Genomic DNA, 20574 nt, shown 5'->3' with positions numbered 1-20574 from the left:
CCTGCCAGGAGTCCCCCCATGCGCCAGCTGTTTGTGCTTGCCGCGCTGCTGCTCAGTAACCTGAGTTTCGCCGCCGAACCTTTGACCATCGATGTACACCGCGATGCCAACTGCGGCTGCTGCAAGGCCTGGATCAGCCACCTGCAGGACAACGGATTTACCGTTAATGACCACGTGGAGGCCGATATGAGTGCGGTCAAACAGCGCCTCGGCGTGCCGCCGCGCCTGGCGTCCTGCCATACCGGTGTGATCAACGGTCAGTTTGTCGAAGGCCATGTCCCGGCCGCCGACATCCTCAAACTGCGCCAGCAACCCGATCTGATTGGTGCGGCGGTACCGGGCATGCCCGCCGGCTCGCCGGGCATGGAGTACGGCAATGTTCGCGATGCTTACCAGGTCATCGGCCTGGACAAGCAAGGCGCAGAGCGGGTGATCAATCAATACTCCGCCAACTGAACGGCTGACGGTTGGGCTGGCCAGACCCGCAACCAGAGTCAACACTCAGGATCGGCACACAGAGGACGGCAGCAATGCGCTGGAAACGGGCAAGACGCAGTGACAACGTGGTGGATGCACGCGGCAGCGGCTCCCGCATGGGCGGCGGCAAGGGATTGACCCTCGGTGGTGTGGCCATCGTGGTGATCGTCGGCCTGCTCAGCGGCCAGGACCCGATGCAGATCCTCGGCCAGTTGGCCGGCCAGGCCTTGCAGGGCGGCAGCGTCAGTGCACCGCAACAGGCACCGGCCGGCAATGACGAGCAGGCCGACTTTGTCCGCGCCGTTCTCGGCGATACCGAGGACACCTGGCGCGACATCTTCCAGGGCGCCAACCGCCAGTATCGCGACCCGACCCTGGTGCTGTTTCGCGGCGGGGTGAACTCCGCCTGCGGCTTCGCCAACTCGGCGGTCGGCCCCTTCTACTGCCCCGGCGATCAGCGGGTGTATATCGACCTGGCGTTCTTCCGCGAGCTGGAACAGCGTTTTGGCGCGGCCGGCGACTTTGCCCAGGCCTACGTGATTGCCCATGAAGTCGGCCACCACGTGCAGACCCTGCTGGGCGTCTCGGCCAAGGTCAATGCTGCGCGTCAACGTGGCGAGCGGGTGGAAGGTGCCAACGGTTTGCTGGTGCGCCAGGAATTGCAGGCCGATTGCCTGGCCGGGGTATGGGCCTACCACGGCCAGCGCCGCCATGACTGGCTGGAGCCCGGCGATATCGAAGAAGCACTGAACGCCGCCAACGCTATCGGTGATGACCGCTTGCAGAAGCAGGCCCGCGGCCAGGTGGTGCCGGACTCCTTCACCCACGGCACCTCGGAGCAGCGCGTACGCTGGTTCAAGACCGGTTTCGCCGGGGGCGATGTCGGTCGCTGCGATACCTTCAAGGCCGCACGGCTGTAAGCGAGACAAACGCCCAAGCTATTCAGCGCAAAAAAATGCCGCTTACCTGATCAGGTAAGCGGCATCTTTCTTAGCAGCGCTCTGGCCTATTGCGCCCACGGCGGCGGTGGTTCCTCACCCTTGGGTTCGTCCTCGGCATTCAGTAGCGCCTGACGGCGTGCTTCGTCGGCCAGGGCGGCCTTGATTTCGCGCATCACTGCGTCGATATCGGCTTGCTCTTCCGGGTCGTCGAACTCACCGGTCAGCGGGCTTTCCGGGGTCAGCTCACCGGCTTCATACAGCGCCCACATTTCCTTGGCGTACTTGGTGAACTTCAATTCCGGGGCAAACTGACCAAAGTATTCGGCCATGTTGCGCACATCGCGCTCCAGCATCTTGAACGCATGGTTGTTGCCCGCCGCATCCACCGCCTGCGGTAGGTCGATGATCACCGGGCCACTTGGATCAAGCAGTACGTTGAATTCCGACAGGTCGCCATGCACCAGACCCGCGCAAAGCATTTTCACCACTTCACGAATCATAAAGGCGTGGAATTCGCGGGCGTCGTCCGGGTGCAGATCGACATCATTGAGGCGCGGAGCTGCATCGCCCTCGCCGTCATCGATCATCTCCATCAACAAGACGCCCTCAAGAAAGTCATAAGGCTTGGGCACGCGCACACCGGCATTGGCCAGGCGGAACAGCGCCGCCACTTCGGCGTTCTGCCAGGCCTCTTCCTGCTCCTTACGCCCGTACTTGCTGCCCTTGGCCATGGCGCGGGCGTCACGGCTGTTACGCGTTTTGCGGCCCTCCTGATATTCGGCAGCCTGGCGGAAACCGCGCTTGTTGGCTTCCTTGTAGACCTTGGCACAACGCAGCTCATCACCACAGCGCACCACATAGACGGCGGCCTCCTTGCCACTCATCAGTGGCCGCACCACTTCATCGACCAGCCCGGCCTCAACCAGCGGCTCAATACGTTTTGGCGTCTTCATCAGCTTTAATCAGGGGTCCTGTGTTGCCCAAGTCGACTCTGCCGCCCGTTATACGGCAATCTGCGCCGAGCGCCCACCCTGGGGCGGCTATCAGCGCATCAGCAGGTGCTGCCGCCGAGCGACGCGGGGCGCCAGACTGGAATCATCGGGGTGGCCGACGCGCTGGCCGTGACCGCTCGCCCGTGCCTCGCAAGCATTACCGGCGATTTGAAAGTCAGATATGGATTGGCAGCCCGTCGGGCGCAGCCGACAATCGGTTCAGAATCAAGGAGGCGCCCATGCTCGATTCAGACCTTTGCTGGCAGGCCGTCTGCTCGCGTGATGCCGCGCAGGATGGACGTTTCGTCTTCGCCGTGCGCAGCACCGGTATCTATTGCCGGCCCAGCTGCCCGGCGCGGCGACCCAAGCGGGATAACGTGAGTTTCCACGCCGATGCTGACGCCGCTGCAGCGGCTGGCTTTCGCCCATGCAAACGCTGCTCGCCGCATGGGCAGAGCCAGGCCGAACAACTGGATGCGTTAGTCGTGGCGGCCTGTGAACTGCTCGATAACAGTGAACAGCCACTGCCCCTCGCCCAACTGGCCGCGCGCATCGGCCTGTCCGCCTCGCACCTGGCGCGGGCCTTCAAGGCTCGCACCGGGCTGACGCCTAAAGCCTGGACGGCAGCGCAACGCCGCGCGCGCCTGGAACAACAGTTGCCGACGGCAGACAGCGTGCTGGATGCCGCACTCAGCGCCGGCTACTCCGGTACCCGTGCGCTGTATCAGCAGCCGACGCCCCTGAGTCCGGCACAACGACGCAAACAAGGGGCAGGCGAACAGCTGCGCTACAGCATCGCGCCCTGCCCGCTCGGCCACGTACTGCTGGCCAGCAGCACCAGGGGCATCTGCGCCTTGTTATTCGGTGACGCCCCGGCTGCACTGCAAAGCGAGCTGCAGCAACGCTTTGCCGCCGCCGAACTGCACCAGGATAACGCCGGCCTGGGCGATAGTTTGCGCCAGGTGCTGGCACAGATCAGCGAACCACAGCGCGCCGCCAAGTTACCGCTGGATATTCGCGGCACTGCGTTTCAACAGCAGGTGTGGCGTGCCCTGCAACAGATCCCCGCCGGGCAGACACGCAACTACGCCGAACTGGCCGCGCAACTGGGCAGCCATCCACGCGCCATTGCTCGTGCCTGCGCCAGCAACCCACTGGGCCTGCTGGTGCCCTGCCACCGGGTGATTGCCAGCAACGGCAGCCTCAGCGGCTACCGCTGGGGCCTGGCGCGCAAGGCGGCGTTGTTGAAGGGTGAAGCCGATACCCAGGCGCAATAACTGCGTAGGTTGGGTTGAGGAGCATCGCGACGAAACCCAACGAGATATGCAGCGATCTGTTGGGCTTCGCTGCGCTCAACACCAACCTACTTGTCCGAATGCTGAGATAAAAAAAGAGCGGCACCACCTTCGTGGGCCGCTCCAAATCACGGAGTTGCATACATCAGTACCCGCACCGCGTGCGAATACCGCTGTTTGATTACTTTTCCAGGATTGCAGTCACACCTTGACCACCAGCCGCGCAGATCGAAATCAGCCCGCGGCCCTCCTGGGCCACCGAGAGCAGCTTGGCCAGGTTGGCGACGATGCGCCCACCGGTGGCAGCAAAGGGATGGCCGGCGGCCAGCGAACTGCCCTTGACGTTCATCTTGCTGCGGTCGATGGCCCCCAGCGGCGCATCCAGGCCCAGGCGGGTCTTGCAGTAGTCGGCGTCTTCCCAGGCCTTGAGGGTGCAGAGCACCTGGGCGGCGAAGGCTTCGTGGATTTCGTAGTAGTCGAAGTCCTGCAGCGTCAGCTTGTTACGCGCCAGCAGCCGCGGTACGGCGTAGGCCGGCGCCATCAGCAGGCCTTCCTTGCCCGCACCGACAAAATCCACAGCCGCGGCTTCACCATCCTTCCAATAGGCCAGAATCGGCAGGCCACGGGCCTTGGCCCACTCTTCACTGGCCAGCAGCACCAGGGACGCGCCATCGGTCAGCGGCGTCGAGTTGGCGGCGGTCATGGTGCCGCGTGGGCTGCGCTCGAAGCAGGGTTTGAGGGTGGCAAGTTTTTCCAGGCTGATGTCTGCGCGCAGGTTCTGGTCGCGGGTCAGGCCACGGAACGGCGTCAGCAGGTCGTCGTGCCAGCCTTCGGCATAGGCGGCGGCAAGTTTCTGGTGGCTGGCCACGGCCAGTTTGTCTTGCTCATCGCGCGGGATGGCCCAGGTCTGTGCCATCAGCTCGCAATGCTCACCCATCGACAGCCCGGTGCGCGGCTCGCCGTTGCGCGGAATGGCCGGGGCCAGGTGGCGTGGGCGAATCTGCAGCAGGCTCTTGATCTTCTCGCCGGTGCTCTTGCCACGGTTGGCTTGCAGAAGAATCTTGCGCAGCCCTTCGTTGACCCCGATTGGCGCGTCCGAGGTGGTGTCGACGCCACCGGCGATGCCGCATTCGATCTGCCCGAGAGCGATCTTGTTGGCCACCAGCAGCGCCGCTTCCAGACCGGTGCCGCAAGCCTGCTGCAGGTCATAGGCCGGGGTTTCCGGGGCCAGGCGCGAGCCGAGCACGCATTCGCGGGTCAGGTTGAAATCGCGCGAATGCTTGAGCACCGCACCCGCCACCACCTCGCCAAGGCGTTCGCCATGCAGGTTGAAGCGCTCGACCAGACCATCCAGTGCGCTGGTCAGCATCTCCTGGTTGCTCGCGGTGGCGTAGACGGTATTGGAGCGGGCGAACGGAATACGGTTACCACCGACAATGGCGACGCGGCGCGGCTGAGTCATGGAGAAATCCTTGGCTGAAATAATTGGGGGACAGGCTAGCCTATGTCCGCAGTGTGGCATTGGCCGCCTTGCCGGCACAGCAGGCGGATGCGGTCAATTGCGCATTTCTGCGGGCTGCGTAGAGTGGGCGCACTTTTGATCCATGCGCAGGAGCCGCTCCATGTCCGACCGTTATCTCGCCTTTGCCAACTCCACATCCGGTCGCCGCCTGGTCAGCGCGCTCGGCCTGCCCGCACCGCTGCTGCTGGAACGCTGGATGGCCGGACGCAGCCGGCCAGTGGACGGCGCCCTGCTGCTGGGTGGCGAAGGCAGTCTGGCCAGCGCCGTACTGCCCTTCGCGCACAAGCTGACTGACGCCCTGTACGCCGCCCGCGAAGGCCAGTTCGAGCTGCCGCGCTGGACCGCCGAACACGGCCCCAAACTCAAGGCGCTGGTCTTTGATGCCAGCCACCTGACCCGGTTCGAGCAGTTGATTGAGCTGCGCGACTTCTTCCAGCCGACCTTCAAGGGCCTAGACAAATGCCCACGCGTGGTAATCCTCGGCCGCGCGCCGGAGTCACTGAAAGACCCGATTGCCGCCAGCGTGCAGCGCTCCCTGGAAGGTTTTACCCGCTCGCTGGGCAAGGAAATCCGCCGTGGTGGCAACGTACAGCTGATCTACGTCGGCAAGGGTGGCGAGTCGCAGCTGGAAGGCGCGCTGCGCTTCTTCCTCTCGCCGAAAAGCGCGTACGTGTCCGGCCAGGTGTTGCGCCTGAACGCCTGCGGCGAACAGGTCAAGGACTGGACTCGCCCACTGGCCGGCAAAAAGGCCCTGGTCACCGGCGCCTCGCGCGGCATCGGTGCGGCCATCGCGGAAACCCTGGCCCGCGACGGCGCCGAGGTGGTGCTGCTGGACGTACCGCCGGCCAAAGACGCCCTCGATGCCCTGGCCGCACGCCTGGGCGGGCGCGGCCTGGCCCTGGACATCTGCGCCGATGATGCCGCCGCACAGCTGGTCGAAGCACTGCCGGACGGCATCGATATCGTTGTACACAACGCCGGCATCACCCGCGACAAGACCCTGGCGAAGATGAGCGATGCGTTCTGGAACTCGGTGATCAACGTCAACCTCAATGCCCCGCAGGTGCTGACCCAGGCCCTGCTGGACGCCGGCAAGCTGCACGACAATGGCCGCGTGGTGCTGATCGCCTCGATCAGCGGCATCGCCGGCAATCTGGGTCAGACCAACTACGCAGTGAGCAAGGCCGGCGTGATCGGCCTGGCCCAGGCCTGGGCACCGGCGCTGGGCAAACGCGGCATCAGCATCAATGCGGTAGCGCCCGGCTTTATCGAAACCCAGATGACCGCCGCCATCCCGCTGACCATCCGCGAAGCCGGTCGACGGATGAACTCCATGGGCCAGGGCGGCCTGCCGCAGGACGTCGCCGAAGCCGTGGCCTGGTTTGCCCAGCCGGGTTCCGGCGCGGCCACCGCGCAGGTGTTGCGTGTCTGCGGGCAAAGCCTGCTCGGGGCTTAATCGCCGCCAGCAGAAAGCAAAAGGCCCCGCAGTGCGGGGCCTTTTGCATTCAGCGCAAGCTTATGAGGATAGGTAAGAGGAACGGGTCAATCCCAGACGCAGCGCATCAAGGAACTGGGTACGTTCGCGCGGGCTGATCTTGGCGCTGGCGACCTTGTCGCGGTAGTGGGTCATCAACTCTTCGGGCGACAAGTGCACGTAGCGCAGCATGTCCTCGATGGTGTCGTGGGTCTCGATACCGGCGTGGTACACGCTGCCATCGGCATTCTGGTAGATGTTCACCGAGTCGGTGTCACCGAACAGGTTGTGCATATCGCCCAAGATCTCTTGGTAGGCACCGACCAGGAAGATACCCAGCAGGTAGTCCTCACCTTCACGCACTTCGTGCACCGGCAGGCTGGTCTCGATCGACTGCTCATCAACGTACTGGCGGATCTTGCCGTCGGAGTCGCAGGTCAGGTCCTGCAGCACGGCGCGGCGCAGCGGCTCTTCGTCAAGGCGGTTGAGCGGCAGAATCGGCAGCACCTGGCCGATGGCCCAGGTGTCCGGCAGGCTCTGGAATACCGAGAAGTTGCAGATGTACTTGTCGGCCAGCTTATCGTTCAGCTCATCGAGCACCTGACGGTGCGAGCGCTGACGGGCTTTGAGCGAGTTGTGCAAACGGCGGCACACGGCGAAGTAGCACTGCTCGGCCAGGGCCTTCTCGGTCAGGCTGAGTTTGCCATCGGCGTACTGAGTGGCCACATCGCTCATGTAGTGGGTGGCGCGCCAGTAGGTCTCGGTGACCATTTCGATATCGGTCGGTCCGAGCAGCTCGACCAAGTAACGCACGGTTTCCGGCAGGCTGGTGACATCCTCGATACGCGGAATCTCGTCGTTGTGTTTTTCCACGTCGGTAACCTGCACCACCAGCATGGCGTGGTGCGCGGTCAGCGAGCGGCCGCTTTCCGAGAAGATATGCGGGTGTGGCAATGACTGTGCATCGCAGAATTCCTTGAGCATGCCGACCACGACACCGGCGTAGTCGTCCATGTCGTAGTTGATCGAGCTGGCATTGCGCGAGTGGGTGCCGTCGTAATCCACGCCCAGACCACCACCGACGTCGATATGGTCGACCGGCAGGCCCAGGCCACGCAGTTCGCCGTAGTAACGGATGGCTTCCTTGAAACCGTGCTGATAGTCGGACAGGTTGGCGATCTGCGAGCCCATATGGAAGTGCAGCAGGCGAATGCCCTGATCCAGCCCTGCGGCACGGAAGCGCTCGACCACCGACAGCAGCTGCGCCGCCGACAGACCGAATTTGGACTTCTCGCCGCCAGTGTCAGCCCACTTGCTCGAGGCCAGCGACGACAGGCGCACACGCAGGCCGACCTGCGGTGCCACCTTGAGTTCGGCGGCCTCCTCGATCACCAGCTGCACTTCGGATTCTTTTTCGATGACGATAAATACGTTGTGACCGAGCTTCTGCCCCATCAGTGCCAACTTGATGAACTCGCGGTCCTTGTAACCGTTGCAGACGATGGTGCCGCCCTTCGGGGCCAGCGCCAGCACGGCCATCAGCTCCGGCTTGGAGCCGGCTTCCAGGCCGATGGAGACGTTCTGCGTGGCGATGATGTTTTCCACCACCGCTTCCTGCTGATTGACCTTGATCGGGTACAGCGCGGTATAGCGGCTCTGGTACTCCAGGCGCGCAATGTTGGCGTCGAACGCACCGGTCAGCTGGCGTACGCGATCTTGCAGAATGTCCGGAAAACGCACCAGCAAGGGCAGCGACAGACCGCTGGAACGCAGCTCGTCGATCTGCTCGTAGAGGTCGATCGGCGTACTTTGCGGGCCATTCGGGCGCACCTCGACACGGCCCTTGTCATTGATCGCGAAATAACCCGCGCCCCAATGGCGAATGCCATAGACACTGCGGCTGTCCGCTACGGTCCACTGGCTGCCGTCATCTTTGCGTGTGCGTCGTGCAGACATCGAAGTCTCCCTTGCTGGCGTGGTGGCCTTGGCAGTGCCAAGACGCTTACAGAGTAAAGTCGGAAAATGACGATTCCTCAGCTGTGACCCAAGGTCCGCCGAGTAAGTTTAGAAAAGACGCGATCAGCCGCCGGACTTCTTGGCTTTGAAGCCTTGCTTGATCAATTCGGCGAGCAGCAGCTCGACGTGGTCACCCTGAATCTCGATCACCCCGTCCTTGAGCGAACCGCCGCAGCCGCAGCGTTTCTTCAGGGCACTGGCGAGCTCCTGGAGGGCATCGACGGCCAGCGGTACACCGCTGATGGTGGTCACCGTCTTGCCGCCACGACCTTTGGTTTCGCGGCGCACGCGGGCGATGCCATCACCTTCGGGGATCAGGGTCTGTTTGCAGGTGCAGGCGTCCACCGGTTGGCTGCAGTCCGGGCAATGCCGACCGCTATCGGTGGAATACACCAGGCCGCCGAGGGCGGCAAATGAGGAAGCTTTCTTGACCACCGGTTGGTCCTCGAAGGGGTCAGGATAGCGACTGGTCAACACCGTAGACGGCATCGACCGCGAAGCCCCACTCAGGCAGGGGCAGCGCACCCTGGCGATACACGGCCAGGGCTTGAAGGCGGCGCAGTGTAACGGCAAAAAGCGCAGCTGCTAAGTGTAAAAATGCGCCATTAATCGGCGGATTAGCGACGCCGTGCGGGATGCCGAACAAAACGTCCAAATATCCTGCACAACGCCAAGGGCGGCGCGGGGTTTAGCGAGATCAAGAGGCTAGCCAATGGCGGCCAGATAGCGCTCTAAAGCGGCCAATGAGTCAGGGCAATACGGCAGGTGCCGAGTCTCCGCCAGTGCGTCGTCGATGGAGATAAAGCGCGCCTCCAGCACTTCTTCCGGCTGCAAGCGCAGCGGCGCATCGGACACCGCCGAATAGGCCATGCACCACAGGCGACTTTCCGGCGCGTCATAGAGAAAATGCGCGTGCTCGACCAGGACCGCATCCTCGATCCCCAGCTCTTCCGCTAGCTCACGAGCAGCGGATTCGGCGTAGCTCTCGCCCTCCAGCACCATGCCGCCGGCGGCCACATCCCAATAACCGGGGTACAACGCCTTGCTCAAGGTGCGCCGGTGTACACAGAGCTGGCCGGCGCTGTTGAACAGCAGTATGTAGGTGCCACGGCCAATCAGGTGCCGCTCGCGCAGTTCACTGCGCAATACGCCGCCCAGCAGCCGATCGTGCTCGTCGACCCAGGCGATGCGCTCGGCATCCGAGGCAGCGCGGTGCGCCACCTCGGCTTCGGACCAGGCCACAGCTCAACCCTGCGACAGCAGCTGGCGCAGGTCGATCAACCCGGCATTGGCGCGGGAAATGTAGTTGGCCATTACCAGCGAGTGGTTGGCCAGCAGGCCATAACCGCTGCCGTTGAGCACCATCGGGCTCCACAGGGTTTCCTGCGCAGCTTCCAGCTCGCGGATGATCTGCCGCACGCTGACGGTGGCATTCTTCTTCGCCAATACATCGGCGAAATCCACCTCAATGGCACGCAGCAGATGCGCCAGCGCCCAGGCCTGGCCACGCGCCTCGTAGAACACGTTGTCGATCTGCAGCCACGGCGTTTCGTAGTTCACCCCTTCGACAAAATCCGGCTGCGCCACGCCTTCGCCCGGCGCAGGATCAACCACTGCCGTATTCAGGCGCACCTGGCCAACGCTGGCAGACAGACGCTGCGACAGCGAACCCAGGCGGGTGGCGGCGTCACCCAACCAGTTATTCAGGTTGTCGGCACGGGTGTAGAACTGGGCATTGCCCTGGGTCGGATCGCTCAAGCGCGCCAGGTAACGGTCCAGCGATTTGATGCCTTCAGCGTATTCGGCTTCCGAGGCCGGCAGCGCCCAGCTCTTGTTGTCGAAGTGGAAACGCGGCTCGGCTTTGGCCAGATCCGGGTCCTCGGTGGACTGCGACTGCGAACGGGTGAAGTCCTTGCGCAGCGCGCGGGACATGTCACGCACCTGCACCAGCACGCCAAACTCCCAACTCGGCATGTTGTCGAGCCACAAGCCCGGCGGCGCCAGATCGTTTGACAGGTAGCCGCCCGGCTTGTCGAGCAGCGTACCGGCCACCTGCTTGAGGGTTTCCACGGTGGTGTAACCGTTGACCAGCTTGCGCCCATTCAACTCGGCACTGGCCTCGGCACGCTGCTGCACAGAGAACTGCGCAGGCTCCTGACTCCAGTACCAGCCCACCACCAGGGCCACCAACAGATAAAGCCCCAGCAGGCCGGCAAAGCTGCGCACGGCCAGGCGGCCGGCGGATGGGCTCGATGACGTATTGGCGGTGCCTGCCGCGCCATCACGCGCTTCGGCCGTTCGATTCTTCCAATCCAACATGGCGTTGTCCTTTTTGACCCAAGTAGCAAGCTCGCCACCGTACTGCACAAATCGGGGCTGCTCGTTCGACCACAACCTGCGCGCAGGGTTGCGCAACTGCCTTGCACTATAAGGGATGCACAGCCCGCAGCGCAGCGGCAAACAGCAAACTTAGCGCCGGTTGAGTGAATGCGAATAACTGTGAACACATAGACAGAAGGCCGACGCCAATAGATCGACGGTGCTCGCAAAAAAAAATCCCAGTGTTAGGATTGCTAGCACTAAGCCATCACCTGCTGGCATACGCCGCACTTACTGAACTCAGGCCATGACCGAGCAAGAAGACCCCAGCCGCGACCGCCTCAAGCAACACTTCGCCCAACGCGTGATCAATCAGGCGCGCCAGGTGCTGGAAGTCTGGCAACGCCTGCAGCGCAGCGAATGGAGCGAAGCCGGCATGAGCGAGCTGCGCGAGGCCGCACAGCTGCTGCAACGTTATGCCGAGCGCTTCGACCAGGCCGAACACAGTCAGTTGGCCCAGGAAATCGACAACTGCCTGCAACTGGTGGCCGACAACCGGGGGCGCCTCAACAGCGAGCTGATCAGTCAGCTCAACCAGTTGCTACAACGCCTGTCACGCACCGGCCTGCGCCACGGCGACCGCTTCGAGCAAACCATGCTGCCGCCGCTGCGCAAGCCGGTCTACCTGGCCCTGCAGCATATGGAGCGCGCCGAACAGCTGGTGCAGCGCCTGGAGTTCTTTGGCATGAACGCCATTGCCCTGGACAGCGCCAATGCCTTCCGTAACGCGATCCTTGAGCGCCACCCGGCGGCGATCATTATGGAAGTCGACTTCTCCGGCCCCGGTTGCGGCCTGCAACTGGCGCAGAGCGTTCAGGAAGGTCTGGAGCACAAGATTCCGCTGCTGTTCTTCAGCCCCGAAGACACCGACACCATGACCCGCCTGGCCGCCGTGCGCGCCGGTGGTCGCGAATTTTTCACCGGCAGCCTCGACGCGTCGAACCTGTTCGAGCGTATCGAAGTGCTGACCAACGTTTCCCAGTACGAGCCCTACAAGGTGCTGATTGTCGATGATTCACGGGCTCAGGCCACGCACACCGAGCGCGTGCTGAACAGCGCCGGCATCGTTACCCGCACCCTGATCGAGCCGATCCAGGCCATGAGCCATCTGGCCGATTTCCAGCCGGATCTGATCATCCTCGACATGTACATGCCCGAGTGCAACGGCCCGGAACTGGCCCAGGTCATCCGCCACAACGACCGCTATGTCAGCGTGCCGATCATCTACCTGTCGGCCGAGGACGACCTGGACAAACAGCTCGACGCCATGAGCGAAGGCGGTGACGACTTCCTCACCAAGCCAATCAAGCCGCGTCACCTGATCGCCACCGTGCGCAACCGCGCCGCGCGCGCGCGCAGCCTCAAGGCGCGTATGGTGCGTGACAGCCTGACCGGTCTTTACAACCACACCCACACCCTGCAACTGCTTGAGGATGCGCGCTTCCGCGCCGAGCGCGACGGCCAGCCGCTGAGCTTTGCGATGATCGATATCGACTTCTTCAAGAAGGTCAACGACACCTACGGCCACCCCATGGGCGACCGGGTGATCAAGAGCCTGGCGCTGTTCCTCAAGCAGCGCCTGCGCAAGAGTGACCATATCGGCCGTTACGGCGGCGAAGAATTTGCGGTGGTCATGCCCGACACCGACGCCGATTCGGCGCGCCGCGTACTGGATGACATCCGCCAGCGTTTCGCGGAAATCCAGTTCTCCGCGCAACCCCACGACCTCTCCTGCACCTTCAGCTGCGGCATCGCCCAGCTGGCCCCGCAGCTCGATAGCAAGCTGCTCTCGCAGCAGGCCGACCTGGCGCTCTATGTGGCCAAGCACGGCGGACGTAATCAGGTTGCCATCTACCAAGGCGACTGAGCCTGACGCGGCCACCTGGCCGCGCCATCCGTCTTCCCATCGACGGAGAACTGTGACGCAGTCGGCGGCGTCATATTACGGTCACGAAAAAGCAATAAATTCTGAGGCTTAGCAGCCGCCCTGACGCATCCGTCGCGGCTGGAACCGTTCGCTGTCGGTCGAGCCCCATGCGCCTGAAATCCCTTACCAACCTCAACACCCTGCTGCTGGTCACCGTCTGTGTGGCCCTGGCCGTCACACTCTGGTGGTCGCAGCGCGCCCTGGAGCGCCCCTACCTGCTGATGGCGCGCTACCTGAGCCTGTCGCAGCAGTTCCAGGACGATGTGGCACAGAACATCAACGCCTACCTGGAAAACGGCGACGCCTTGCGTCATAGCGCCGCCCTGCAAGCGCTGGGCAACCTTGAGCACGCGCTGGATGAACTGCCCGCCCAGTTGGCCAGCGACCTGCGCCCCAGCCTGGCCGCACTCAGCGCGTTCAGTGCCAATGAGCTGCTGGCCGCCGGCAAGCTCTCCGCTGACCCGCAAGGCCTGCTCTTGCAAGCCGAGCGAGAAATCGACGCCACCCTTGAGCAACTGGCGCAATACGCTGATAGCAGCGAGGCCAGCGCCGCGGCCAGCTATCGGCGCCCGCTGTTCAACGCCGCGCGCCACCTGACGCGCCTGGCGCATGCCCGCGACAAGCTGGTACGCAGTGGCCGCAGCGAGCTGGCCAGTGAAGTTGAACGTGAGCTGGCTGCCCTTGGCAAACAGGTTCAGACGCTCAGCGAACTTCCTCTACTCGGCGTAGCCGACGCTAACCCGACACCCGGCAACGCCTTTGCCGATTTGCTGGGCCTGGATGCCGGCAGCGAGAACAGCCAGGCTGAAGACCGTGGCGTTGCTCTCAAACGCGACTTGAACAGCCTGACCAGCCGCTACCCGGCCGAACTGCAACGCACCCGCAGTCTGATCGAACAACGCAGTGCACTGGCCAGCAGCACACGCACGCAGATCGACCAGGTGCAGCAGGCGCTGGCAGCGCTGGAGCCCCTGGTACGCGCCGAGCACGGACGCATCCAGGGCGAAGTGCAGCTGATCCTCGGCCTGATGATCGGCCTGATCTTGTTGATCGCACTGATCATCGACACCATCCAGCGACGCCTCACCCGCGTGCTTGAGCGCCTGGTTCCAGCCCTATCCGCCTGGGCTGCCGGCGACTTCGCCGATGACATCCATCTCAAGTCACGCACCCACGAACTGCGTGATATCGAGGAGTCCCTGAACCGCCTGCGCGCCTACCTGGTGGACCTGGTCGGCACCATTCGCCAGCATGCCGAACAGGTGGTTGGCTCCAGCCGCACCCTGGCCGAACTCAGTGGCGGCCTGCACGACGGCGCAGAACGCCAGGCCGGCGATACTGCGCAGATTCGCGATGCACTCGGCGAGTTGCAGACCACTATTCAACAAGTGGCCGGCGATGCCAGCCAGGCCGCTGACGCCAGTCGCGATGCCAACCGTGCCCTGGAGCAGGGCCAACAGGTGATCGGCCACAGCCTGACCGGCCTGCATGCGCTGGTTGATGAGGTGCAAGGCAACGCCCAGGCCATCGAACGCCTGGCCGAGGAAACCGCGACCATCGGCAATGTGCTGACGGTGATTCGCGGCATCGCCGAACAGACCAATCTGCTCGCATTAAATGCCGCTATCGAAGCCGCGCGGGCCGGCGAACTGGGCCGCGGTTTTGCCGTGGTTGCCGATGAAGTGCGCTCGCTGTCGCAACGCACCAGCGGCGCCACCGCACAGATTCAAGAGTTGATCGGCCGCCTGCAGCAGGCCGCGCTGCAATCGGTACAGGCCATGCGCACTCAGGTCGAGCACGCCGAAACCACCGCCAGCCAGGCCGAAGCCGCCGATGGCGCGCTGGATGAAATCGTCGCGGCAATCCGCACCATCGCCAGCATGGCCGAGCGCATCGCCGATGCCACCGCCCAGCAGAGCGGCGCAGTCAGCGAAATTCGCGGGCATAGCGAGCGCATCCACAGCCTCGGCAGCGACAACCTGCAACGCATCGGCGAGGGCCGCCAACAAGGTGAACATTTGCAGCAATTGGGTGGCCAGTTGCATACGGCGGTGCAAGCCTTTCGTGTCTGAACACACTTAGGCGCGGCAATCTGCCGCGCGCCATCCGGCCGTTCGACAAGACCGTTTACAGGCTGGGGCATGCGCGGGGCTATACGCCTCCGCTATGATGCGGCGACTCCCGCTTCGCGAGCCTGCCATGCACCGTTTTCTCAGTCTGCTTCTGCTTCTCGTCGTCCTGCCGGCCAGTGCCGGCCTGTTCGACAAGCCGCCCGTGCCCGCACAACTGGGTGCGCCACTGAACAACAGCGCCGATTTCCTGCCGGTGCGCGAGGCGTTCAAGCTGAGTCTGATCAGCAGTTCCAGTGAGTCGGTGAAGCTGCGCTTTGTCGCTGCTGAGGGTTACTACCTCTATAAGCACCGCTTCGGCTTTAGCAGCGAGCCGGCCGCTATAAACTTGGGTCAGGCCGTGCTGCCGGCCGGGAAGGCCAAGCATGATGAGTACTTCGGCGATGTCGAGGTGTATTACGAAGTGCTGGATGTCGAGGTGCCGGTCAACAACCCGGACAATCGCCCCTTCTCCCTCAGCGTCAGCTACCAGGGCTGCGCCGACAAAGGCCTGTGCTACCCCCCAGAGACCGAAGTACTGGCGATTGGCGGCGGCGCAAGTGCTGGCAATCCTGCAACCGATGCAGCCCAGCCGTGGAGCTGGACGGACCTGGCGCTGTTCTTCCTCGGCGGCCTGGCACTGACCTTCACCCCCTGCGTACTGCCGATGCTGCCGATCCTCACCGGCGTGGTACTGCGCGGCCAGCCGGGCGGCATGCGCAGCCTGGTGCTGTCGCTGGCCTACGTGCTGCCGATGGCCCTGAGCTTTGCCATCCTTGGCGCACTGATGGGCCTGTTCGGCGCCGAACTCAACTTGCAGGCACGCTTGCAATCGCCCTGGGTGTTAGTGCCGTTTGCGATCTTCTTCGCGCTGTTCGGCGCGGCCAGCCTGGGCTTTCTTGAACTACGCCTGCCGGCAGCAATCGACGGCCGACTACAGCGCCTGAGCCAACGCCTACACGGCGGCACGATTTTCAGCGCGGCAGCGCTGGGCGTACTCTCCAGCGTACTGGTATCGCCCTGCGTATCCGCGCCGCTGGCCGGCGCGCTGCTGTATATCAGCGCTAGCGGCGATGCCTTGGGCGGCGGTCTCAAACTGCTGGCCCTAGGCCTGGGTATGGGCGCGCCGCTGGTGCTGTTTGCCGTCGGTGGCGGTGCATTGCTGCCGAAATCTGGCCCCTGGATGCTCACCGTGCGCAATCTGTTCGGCGCACTGCTGATGGCCGTGGCCATCTGGCTGCTCGAGCGCGTTGTACCCGGCCCAATCAGCCTGGCGTTGTGGGGTTTGCTGGCCGCAGGCATCGCACTGTGGCTCGGCGTACTGGAACTGACGCCGAAGACCCATCACCAGAAACTCGCGCAACTGCTCGGCCTGCCCCTGCTGGTCTACGCACTGGTGGCCTGGGTTGGCGCACTGCAGGGCCAGGACGACCCGCTACGGCCACTCGGCCGCATGGTCAGCAGCGCCGAAGCCACTCAGGTGCAATCCGGTCAGTGGCAAACCATCAGTACACCCGCCGAGCTGGATGCAGCCTTGCTCACGGCACAAAACAACGGCAAACCGCTGCTGCTCGACTGGTATGCCGACTGGTGCATCAGCTGCAAAGTAATCGAACGTGAAGTGCTCAGCGCACCGCAAGTCGGCCGCCAACTGGGTGACTATCAACTGGTGCGTTTCGACATCACCGAAAGCACCCCCGCCCAGCGCGCCCTGCTCGACCGCTACCAGCTGTTCGGCCCGCCAGCCCTTCTGCTGTTCGACGCCAAGGGTGACGAATGGCTGGATCTGCGTGTCGTAGGTGAGGTGGATGCGGAGACCTTTGCTGCACGCCTGAACACGGCGCGGGAACGTTTTTAACGCCCCGAGTCATATATTTGCCGCAATCTGCGGTCATCGTGTCGACTATTGCTGAGAACTGGACAGCCCCGTGCTGTCGCGGCATAGTCCTGCGCAGTAGAAAAACAAGGAAGCACCGCCATGGCGACCCTACTGGTATTGCACGGCCCCAACCTCAACCTGCTCGGCACCCGTGAGCCGGGCACCTACGGCGCCACAACCCTGGAGCAGATCAACCTCGACCTGGAGCGCCGGGCACGCGAAGCAGGCCACCACCTGCTGTACCTGCAGAGCAATGCCGAATACGAGCTGATTGACCGTATTCACGCCGCAAAAGGCGAAGGTGTCGACTTTATCCTGATCAATCCTGCCGCTTTTACTCACACCAGCGTCGCATTACGTGACGCATTGCTGGCAGTGAGCATCCCATTCATCGAAGTGCATTTGTCCAACGTGCACAAACGCGAAGCTTTCCGCCATCACTCCTACTTTTCCGATGTAGCGGTGGGAGTGATCTGCGGCCTTGGCGCCAGCGGTTACCGACTGGCCCTGGAGGCTGCACTCGAACAACTTGAACTTAAGCGTCCCTGACCTCACCGGGAGTTGAACCACTATGGATATTCGTAAAGTCAAAAAACTGATCGAGCTGCTGGAAGAATCCGGTATCGACGAGCTGGAGATTCGCGAAGGCGAAGAGTCCGTGCGCATCAGCCGCCACAGCAAGCAACCGGCCTTTATGCAACAGCCGGTGTATGCCCAGGCCCCTGCCCCGGCCGCTGCGCCAGTGGCTGCCGCCCCGGTAGCTGCCGAAGCTGCCGCACCGGCTGCTGCCAAACTGAATGGCACCGTGGTGCGTTCGCCGATGGTCGGCACCTTCTACCGCGCTTCAGGCCCAACTGCGGCCAACTTCGTCGAAGTCGGGCAGAGCGTGAAGAAAGGCGACATTCTCTGCATCGTTGAAGCGATGAAGATGATGAACCATATCGAGGCCGAAACCAGCGGCGTGATCGAATCCATCCTGGGCGAGAACGGCCAGCCGGTGGAATACGATCAACCTCTGTTCACCATCGTTTGATCCGCGGAGAGCCTGCGATGTTGGAAAAAGTTCTGATCGCCAACCGCGGCGAGATTGCCCTGCGCGTCTTGCGCGCCTGTAAAGAGCTGGGCATCAAGACCGTCGCGGTGCATTCCACCGCTGACCGCGAACTGATGCACTTGGGCCTGGCCGACGAGTCGGTGTGCATCGGCCCGGCCTCGGGCGCGCTGTCCTACCTGAATATTCCGGCGATCATCAGCGCCGCTGAAGTCACTGGCGCCACCGCCATTCACCCCGGCTACGGCTTCCTCGCGGAAAACGCCGACTTCGCCGAACAGGTGGAAAACTCCGGCTTCGCCTTTATCGGCCCGAAAGCCGAGACCATCCGCCTGATGGGCGACAAAGTCTCAGCCAAGGACGCCATGAAGCGCGCCGGTGTACCGGTAGTGCCTGGTTCCGACGGCCCACTGCCGGAAGACGAAGAAACCGCCCTGCAGATTGCCCGCGAAGTCGGTTACCCGGTGATCATCAAAGCCGCTGGCGGCGGCGGTGGTCGCGGCATGCGCGTGGTGTACAAGGAAGAAGACCTGATCAAATCGGCCAGGCTGACCCGCAGCGAAGCCGGTTCGGTGTTCGGCAACCCGATGGTCTATCTGGAGAAGTTCCTCGGCAACCCACGCCACGTGGAAGTCCAGGTCATCTCCGACGGCCAGGGCAACGCCATCCACCTGGGTGACCGCGACTGCTCGCTGCAACGCCGCCACCAGAAGGTGCTGGAAGAAGCGCCAGCTCCGGGCATCGATGAAAAAGCCCGCGCCGAAGTGCTGCAACGCTGCGTCGATGCCTGCATCGAGATCGGTTATCGCGGTGCCGGCACCTTCGAGTTCCTCTACGAAGACGGTCGCTTCTATTTTATCGAGATGAACACCCGCGTGCAGGTTGAGCACCCGGTTTCGGAAATGGTCACCGGCATCGACATCGTCAAGGAGATGCTCAGCATCGCCGCAGGCAACAAGCTGTCGTTCAAGCAGAGTGACGTAGTGATTCGCGGCCACTCGCTGGAATGCCGAATCAACGCCGAAGACCCGGATAACTTCATGCCCTGCCCTGGCAAGGTAAAGCACTTCCACGCGCCAGGCGGCAACGGTGTGCGGATGGACTCGCACCTGTACAGCGGCTACAACGTGCCACCGCACTACGACTCGCTGATCGGCAAGATCATCACCTATGGCAAGGACCGCGATGAGGCCATGGCCCGCATGCGCAACGCGCTGGATGAAATCGTGGTCGACGGCATCAAGACCAACGTGCCCCTGCACCGCGATCTGGTCCGTGACAAAGGCTTCTGCAAGGGCGGTGTGAATATCCACTACCTGGAGAAAAAACTGGGTATGGATAAGCACTAAGCCCCATAACCTGCTGCGCGTCGGCCCATCTCGATAAAAGAAAGGGGTGTTAAAAACGGCTGAGGAATGCTCATTTACAGACGTAAACTCCGCTTCCCCAGCCGTTTTTGCCTTGTCCCGCTCTAGCTCGCGCGGTCATGACTGAAATGCTAAACAAAGGCTGCCATTCGGCAGCCTTTGTCGTTTCTGTCGACCGTCAGCGGTGGCAGCCGCACCACCGCTTCAAGTAAGCTGCGCGCCAATTTGCAGCGCCCTGCCACAGTGTTCACGAGGTTTCCCCATGCCCTGGTTACAAGTTCGTCTCGCCATCACCCCGGAGCAGGCGGAAACCTACGAAGATGCGTTGCTGGAAGTCGGCGCCGTCTCGGTGACCTTTATGGACGCCGAAGACCAGCCGATTTTCGAGCCGGACCTGGGCACCACACCGCTGTGGTCACACACCCACCTGCTCGCCCTGTTCGAAGCCGATACCGACGCCAATGCGGTATTTGCCCACCTGCAGCTGCTGACCGGCACTGAGCTGCCGGAGCACCAGGCCGAAGTGATCGCCGACCAGGACTGGGAACGCAGCTGGATGGACGGTTTCCAACCCATGCGTTTCGGCCAGCGCCTGTGGATCGTGCCGAGCTGGCACGCCGCACCGGAGCCAGACGCCGTCAACCTGCTGCTTGATCCGGGCCTGGCGTTCGGCACCGGCACCCACCCGACCACCGCGCTGTGCCTGGAGTGGCTGGATGGCCAGCACCTGCAGGATTGCAGCGTGATCGATTTCGGCTGCGGCTCGGGCATTCTGGCGATTGCCGCCCTGCTGCTCGGCGCCCCCACTGCCGTCGGCACCGATATTGACCCACAAGCCCTGGAAGCCTCGCGCGACAACGCCGGGCGCAACGGTATCGACCCAGCGCGCTTCCCGGTCTTCCTGCCGGCCGATATGCCACAGGAGCAGGCCGACGTGGTGGTTGCCAATATCCTCGCCGGCCCGCTGGTGGCGTTGGCTGCGCAGATCACCGCCTTGGTCAAACCCGGCGGCCGCCTGGCCCTGTCGGGGATTCTGGCCGAACAGGCTGACGAGGTGCGCGCTGCCTACGACGACGCTTTTATCCTCGACCCGACCGCTGTTAAAGACGGCTGGGTACGCATCAGCGGCGTACGCCGCTAACCGGC

Annotated in this window: 17 protein-coding genes and 1 pseudogene; 11 read left to right on the top strand and 7 right to left on the bottom strand. The window is 63.2% G+C overall.

Annotation, left to right across the window (positions count from 1 at the left end):
- Nucleotides 1–18: 18 nt before the first annotated feature.
- Together IOD17_RS02940 and IOD17_RS02935 are read left to right on the top strand one after the other, a co-directional pair.
- Complete coding sequence (locus tag IOD17_RS02940; RefSeq protein WP_233683609.1) at nt 19–456, top strand: DUF411 domain-containing protein; 438 nt, start codon at nt 19–21, stop codon at nt 454–456.
- A 74-nt stretch (nt 457–530) separates the two neighbouring features.
- The gene (locus tag IOD17_RS02935; protein WP_233683608.1) at nt 531–1397 is read left to right on the top strand and encodes a neutral zinc metallopeptidase; all 867 of its coding nucleotides are present in this window, start codon (nt 531–533) and stop codon (nt 1395–1397) included.
- An 86-nt stretch (nt 1398–1483) separates the two neighbouring features.
- Here the strand turns inward: IOD17_RS02935 and IOD17_RS02930 are convergent, their stop codons facing one another.
- Nucleotides 1484–2371 (bottom strand): PA4780 family RIO1-like protein kinase, encoded by an 888-nt coding sequence (locus tag IOD17_RS02930; protein ID WP_233683607.1) that lies wholly within the window; start codon nt 2369–2371, stop codon nt 1484–1486.
- Nucleotides 2372–2649: 278 nt separating this feature from the next.
- Here IOD17_RS02930 and ada point away from each other — a divergent pair, with 278 nt between their 5' ends.
- The gene (gene ada, locus IOD17_RS02925) at nt 2650–3687 is read left to right on the top strand and encodes a bifunctional DNA-binding transcriptional regulator/O6-methylguanine-DNA methyltransferase Ada (protein ID WP_233683606.1); all 1038 of its coding nucleotides are present in this window, start codon (nt 2650–2652) and stop codon (nt 3685–3687) included.
- A gap of 199 nt (nt 3688–3886) precedes the next feature.
- Here the strand turns inward: ada and IOD17_RS02920 are convergent, their stop codons facing one another.
- Nucleotides 3887–5167 carry an acetyl-CoA C-acetyltransferase gene (locus IOD17_RS02920; RefSeq protein WP_233683605.1) on the bottom strand — a complete coding sequence of 427 codons (1281 nt, stop codon included), beginning with the start codon at nt 5165–5167 and terminating at the stop codon, nt 3887–3889.
- Between the two features lie 160 nt (nt 5168–5327).
- Here IOD17_RS02920 and IOD17_RS02915 point away from each other — a divergent pair, with 160 nt between their 5' ends.
- Nucleotides 5328–6683: a 3-oxoacyl-ACP reductase gene (locus IOD17_RS02915; protein WP_233683604.1), complete on the top strand. Its 1356-nt coding sequence runs from the start codon at nt 5328–5330 to the stop codon at nt 6681–6683.
- Between the two features lie 60 nt (nt 6684–6743).
- Here the strand turns inward: IOD17_RS02915 and speA are convergent, their stop codons facing one another.
- The 5 genes from speA to IOD17_RS02890 form a co-directional block, all read right to left on the bottom strand.
- A complete protein-coding gene (gene speA, locus IOD17_RS02910) occupies nt 6744–8657 on the bottom strand; it encodes an arginine decarboxylase (RefSeq protein ID WP_233683603.1) in 1914 nt (637 codons plus the stop codon).
- 123 nt (nt 8658–8780) lie between these two features.
- Nucleotides 8781–9152, bottom strand: a complete 372-nt coding sequence (locus tag IOD17_RS02905; protein WP_233683602.1) for a translation initiation factor Sui1 — start codon at nt 9150–9152, stop codon at nt 8781–8783.
- 19 nt (nt 9153–9171) lie between these two features.
- Nucleotides 9172–9372: a hypothetical protein gene (locus IOD17_RS02900; RefSeq protein ID WP_233683601.1), complete on the bottom strand. Its 201-nt coding sequence runs from the start codon at nt 9370–9372 to the stop codon at nt 9172–9174.
- A gap of 50 nt (nt 9373–9422) precedes the next feature.
- Nucleotides 9423–9959, bottom strand: coding sequence for an NUDIX hydrolase (locus IOD17_RS02895; protein WP_233683600.1), 537 nt, complete (start codon nt 9957–9959; stop codon nt 9423–9425).
- A 3-nt stretch (nt 9960–9962) separates the two neighbouring features.
- Entirely contained in the window at nt 9963–11036 is a 1074-nt protein-coding gene (locus IOD17_RS02890; RefSeq protein WP_233683599.1) for a DUF2333 family protein, read from the bottom strand.
- Between the two features lie 307 nt (nt 11037–11343).
- Here IOD17_RS02890 and IOD17_RS02885 point away from each other — a divergent pair, with 307 nt between their 5' ends.
- The 7 genes and pseudogenes from IOD17_RS02885 (at nt 11344) to prmA (ending at nt 20569) form a co-directional block, all read left to right on the top strand.
- Nucleotides 11344–12963: a diguanylate cyclase gene (locus tag IOD17_RS02885; protein ID WP_233683598.1), complete on the top strand. Its 1620-nt coding sequence runs from the start codon at nt 11344–11346 to the stop codon at nt 12961–12963.
- Between the two features lie 1616 nt (nt 12964–14579).
- Nucleotides 14580–15095, top strand: a pseudogene (locus IOD17_RS19440) (methyl-accepting chemotaxis protein); the annotation flags it as partial.
- 127 nt (nt 15096–15222) lie between these two features.
- Entirely contained in the window at nt 15223–16989 is a 1767-nt protein-coding gene (locus IOD17_RS02875) for a protein-disulfide reductase DsbD (RefSeq protein WP_233683596.1), read from the top strand.
- A 120-nt stretch (nt 16990–17109) separates the two neighbouring features.
- Nucleotides 17110–17559, top strand: coding sequence for a type II 3-dehydroquinate dehydratase (gene aroQ, locus IOD17_RS02870; protein WP_160013077.1), 450 nt, complete (start codon nt 17110–17112; stop codon nt 17557–17559).
- A gap of 22 nt (nt 17560–17581) precedes the next feature.
- Complete coding sequence (gene accB / locus IOD17_RS02865) at nt 17582–18043, top strand: acetyl-CoA carboxylase biotin carboxyl carrier protein (RefSeq protein ID WP_233683595.1); 462 nt, start codon at nt 17582–17584, stop codon at nt 18041–18043.
- A 17-nt stretch (nt 18044–18060) separates the two neighbouring features.
- Nucleotides 18061–19410 (top strand): acetyl-CoA carboxylase biotin carboxylase subunit, encoded by a 1350-nt coding sequence (accC, locus tag IOD17_RS02860; RefSeq protein ID WP_233683594.1) that lies wholly within the window; start codon nt 18061–18063, stop codon nt 19408–19410.
- Between the two features lie 280 nt (nt 19411–19690).
- On the top strand, nt 19691–20569 hold the full coding sequence (gene prmA, locus IOD17_RS02855; protein WP_233683593.1) for a 50S ribosomal protein L11 methyltransferase: 879 nt from the start codon (nt 19691–19693) through the stop codon (nt 20567–20569).
- Nucleotides 20570–20574: the final 5 nt, after the last annotated feature.

It is taken from the genome of Pseudomonas anguilliseptica (assembly GCF_021375795.1).
Classification (GTDB): domain Bacteria; phylum Pseudomonadota; class Gammaproteobacteria; order Pseudomonadales; family Pseudomonadaceae; genus Aquipseudomonas; species Aquipseudomonas anguilliseptica_A.
Note: the sequence above shows the minus strand (reverse complement) of the source record. Positions and strands in the feature narration are given on the sequence as shown.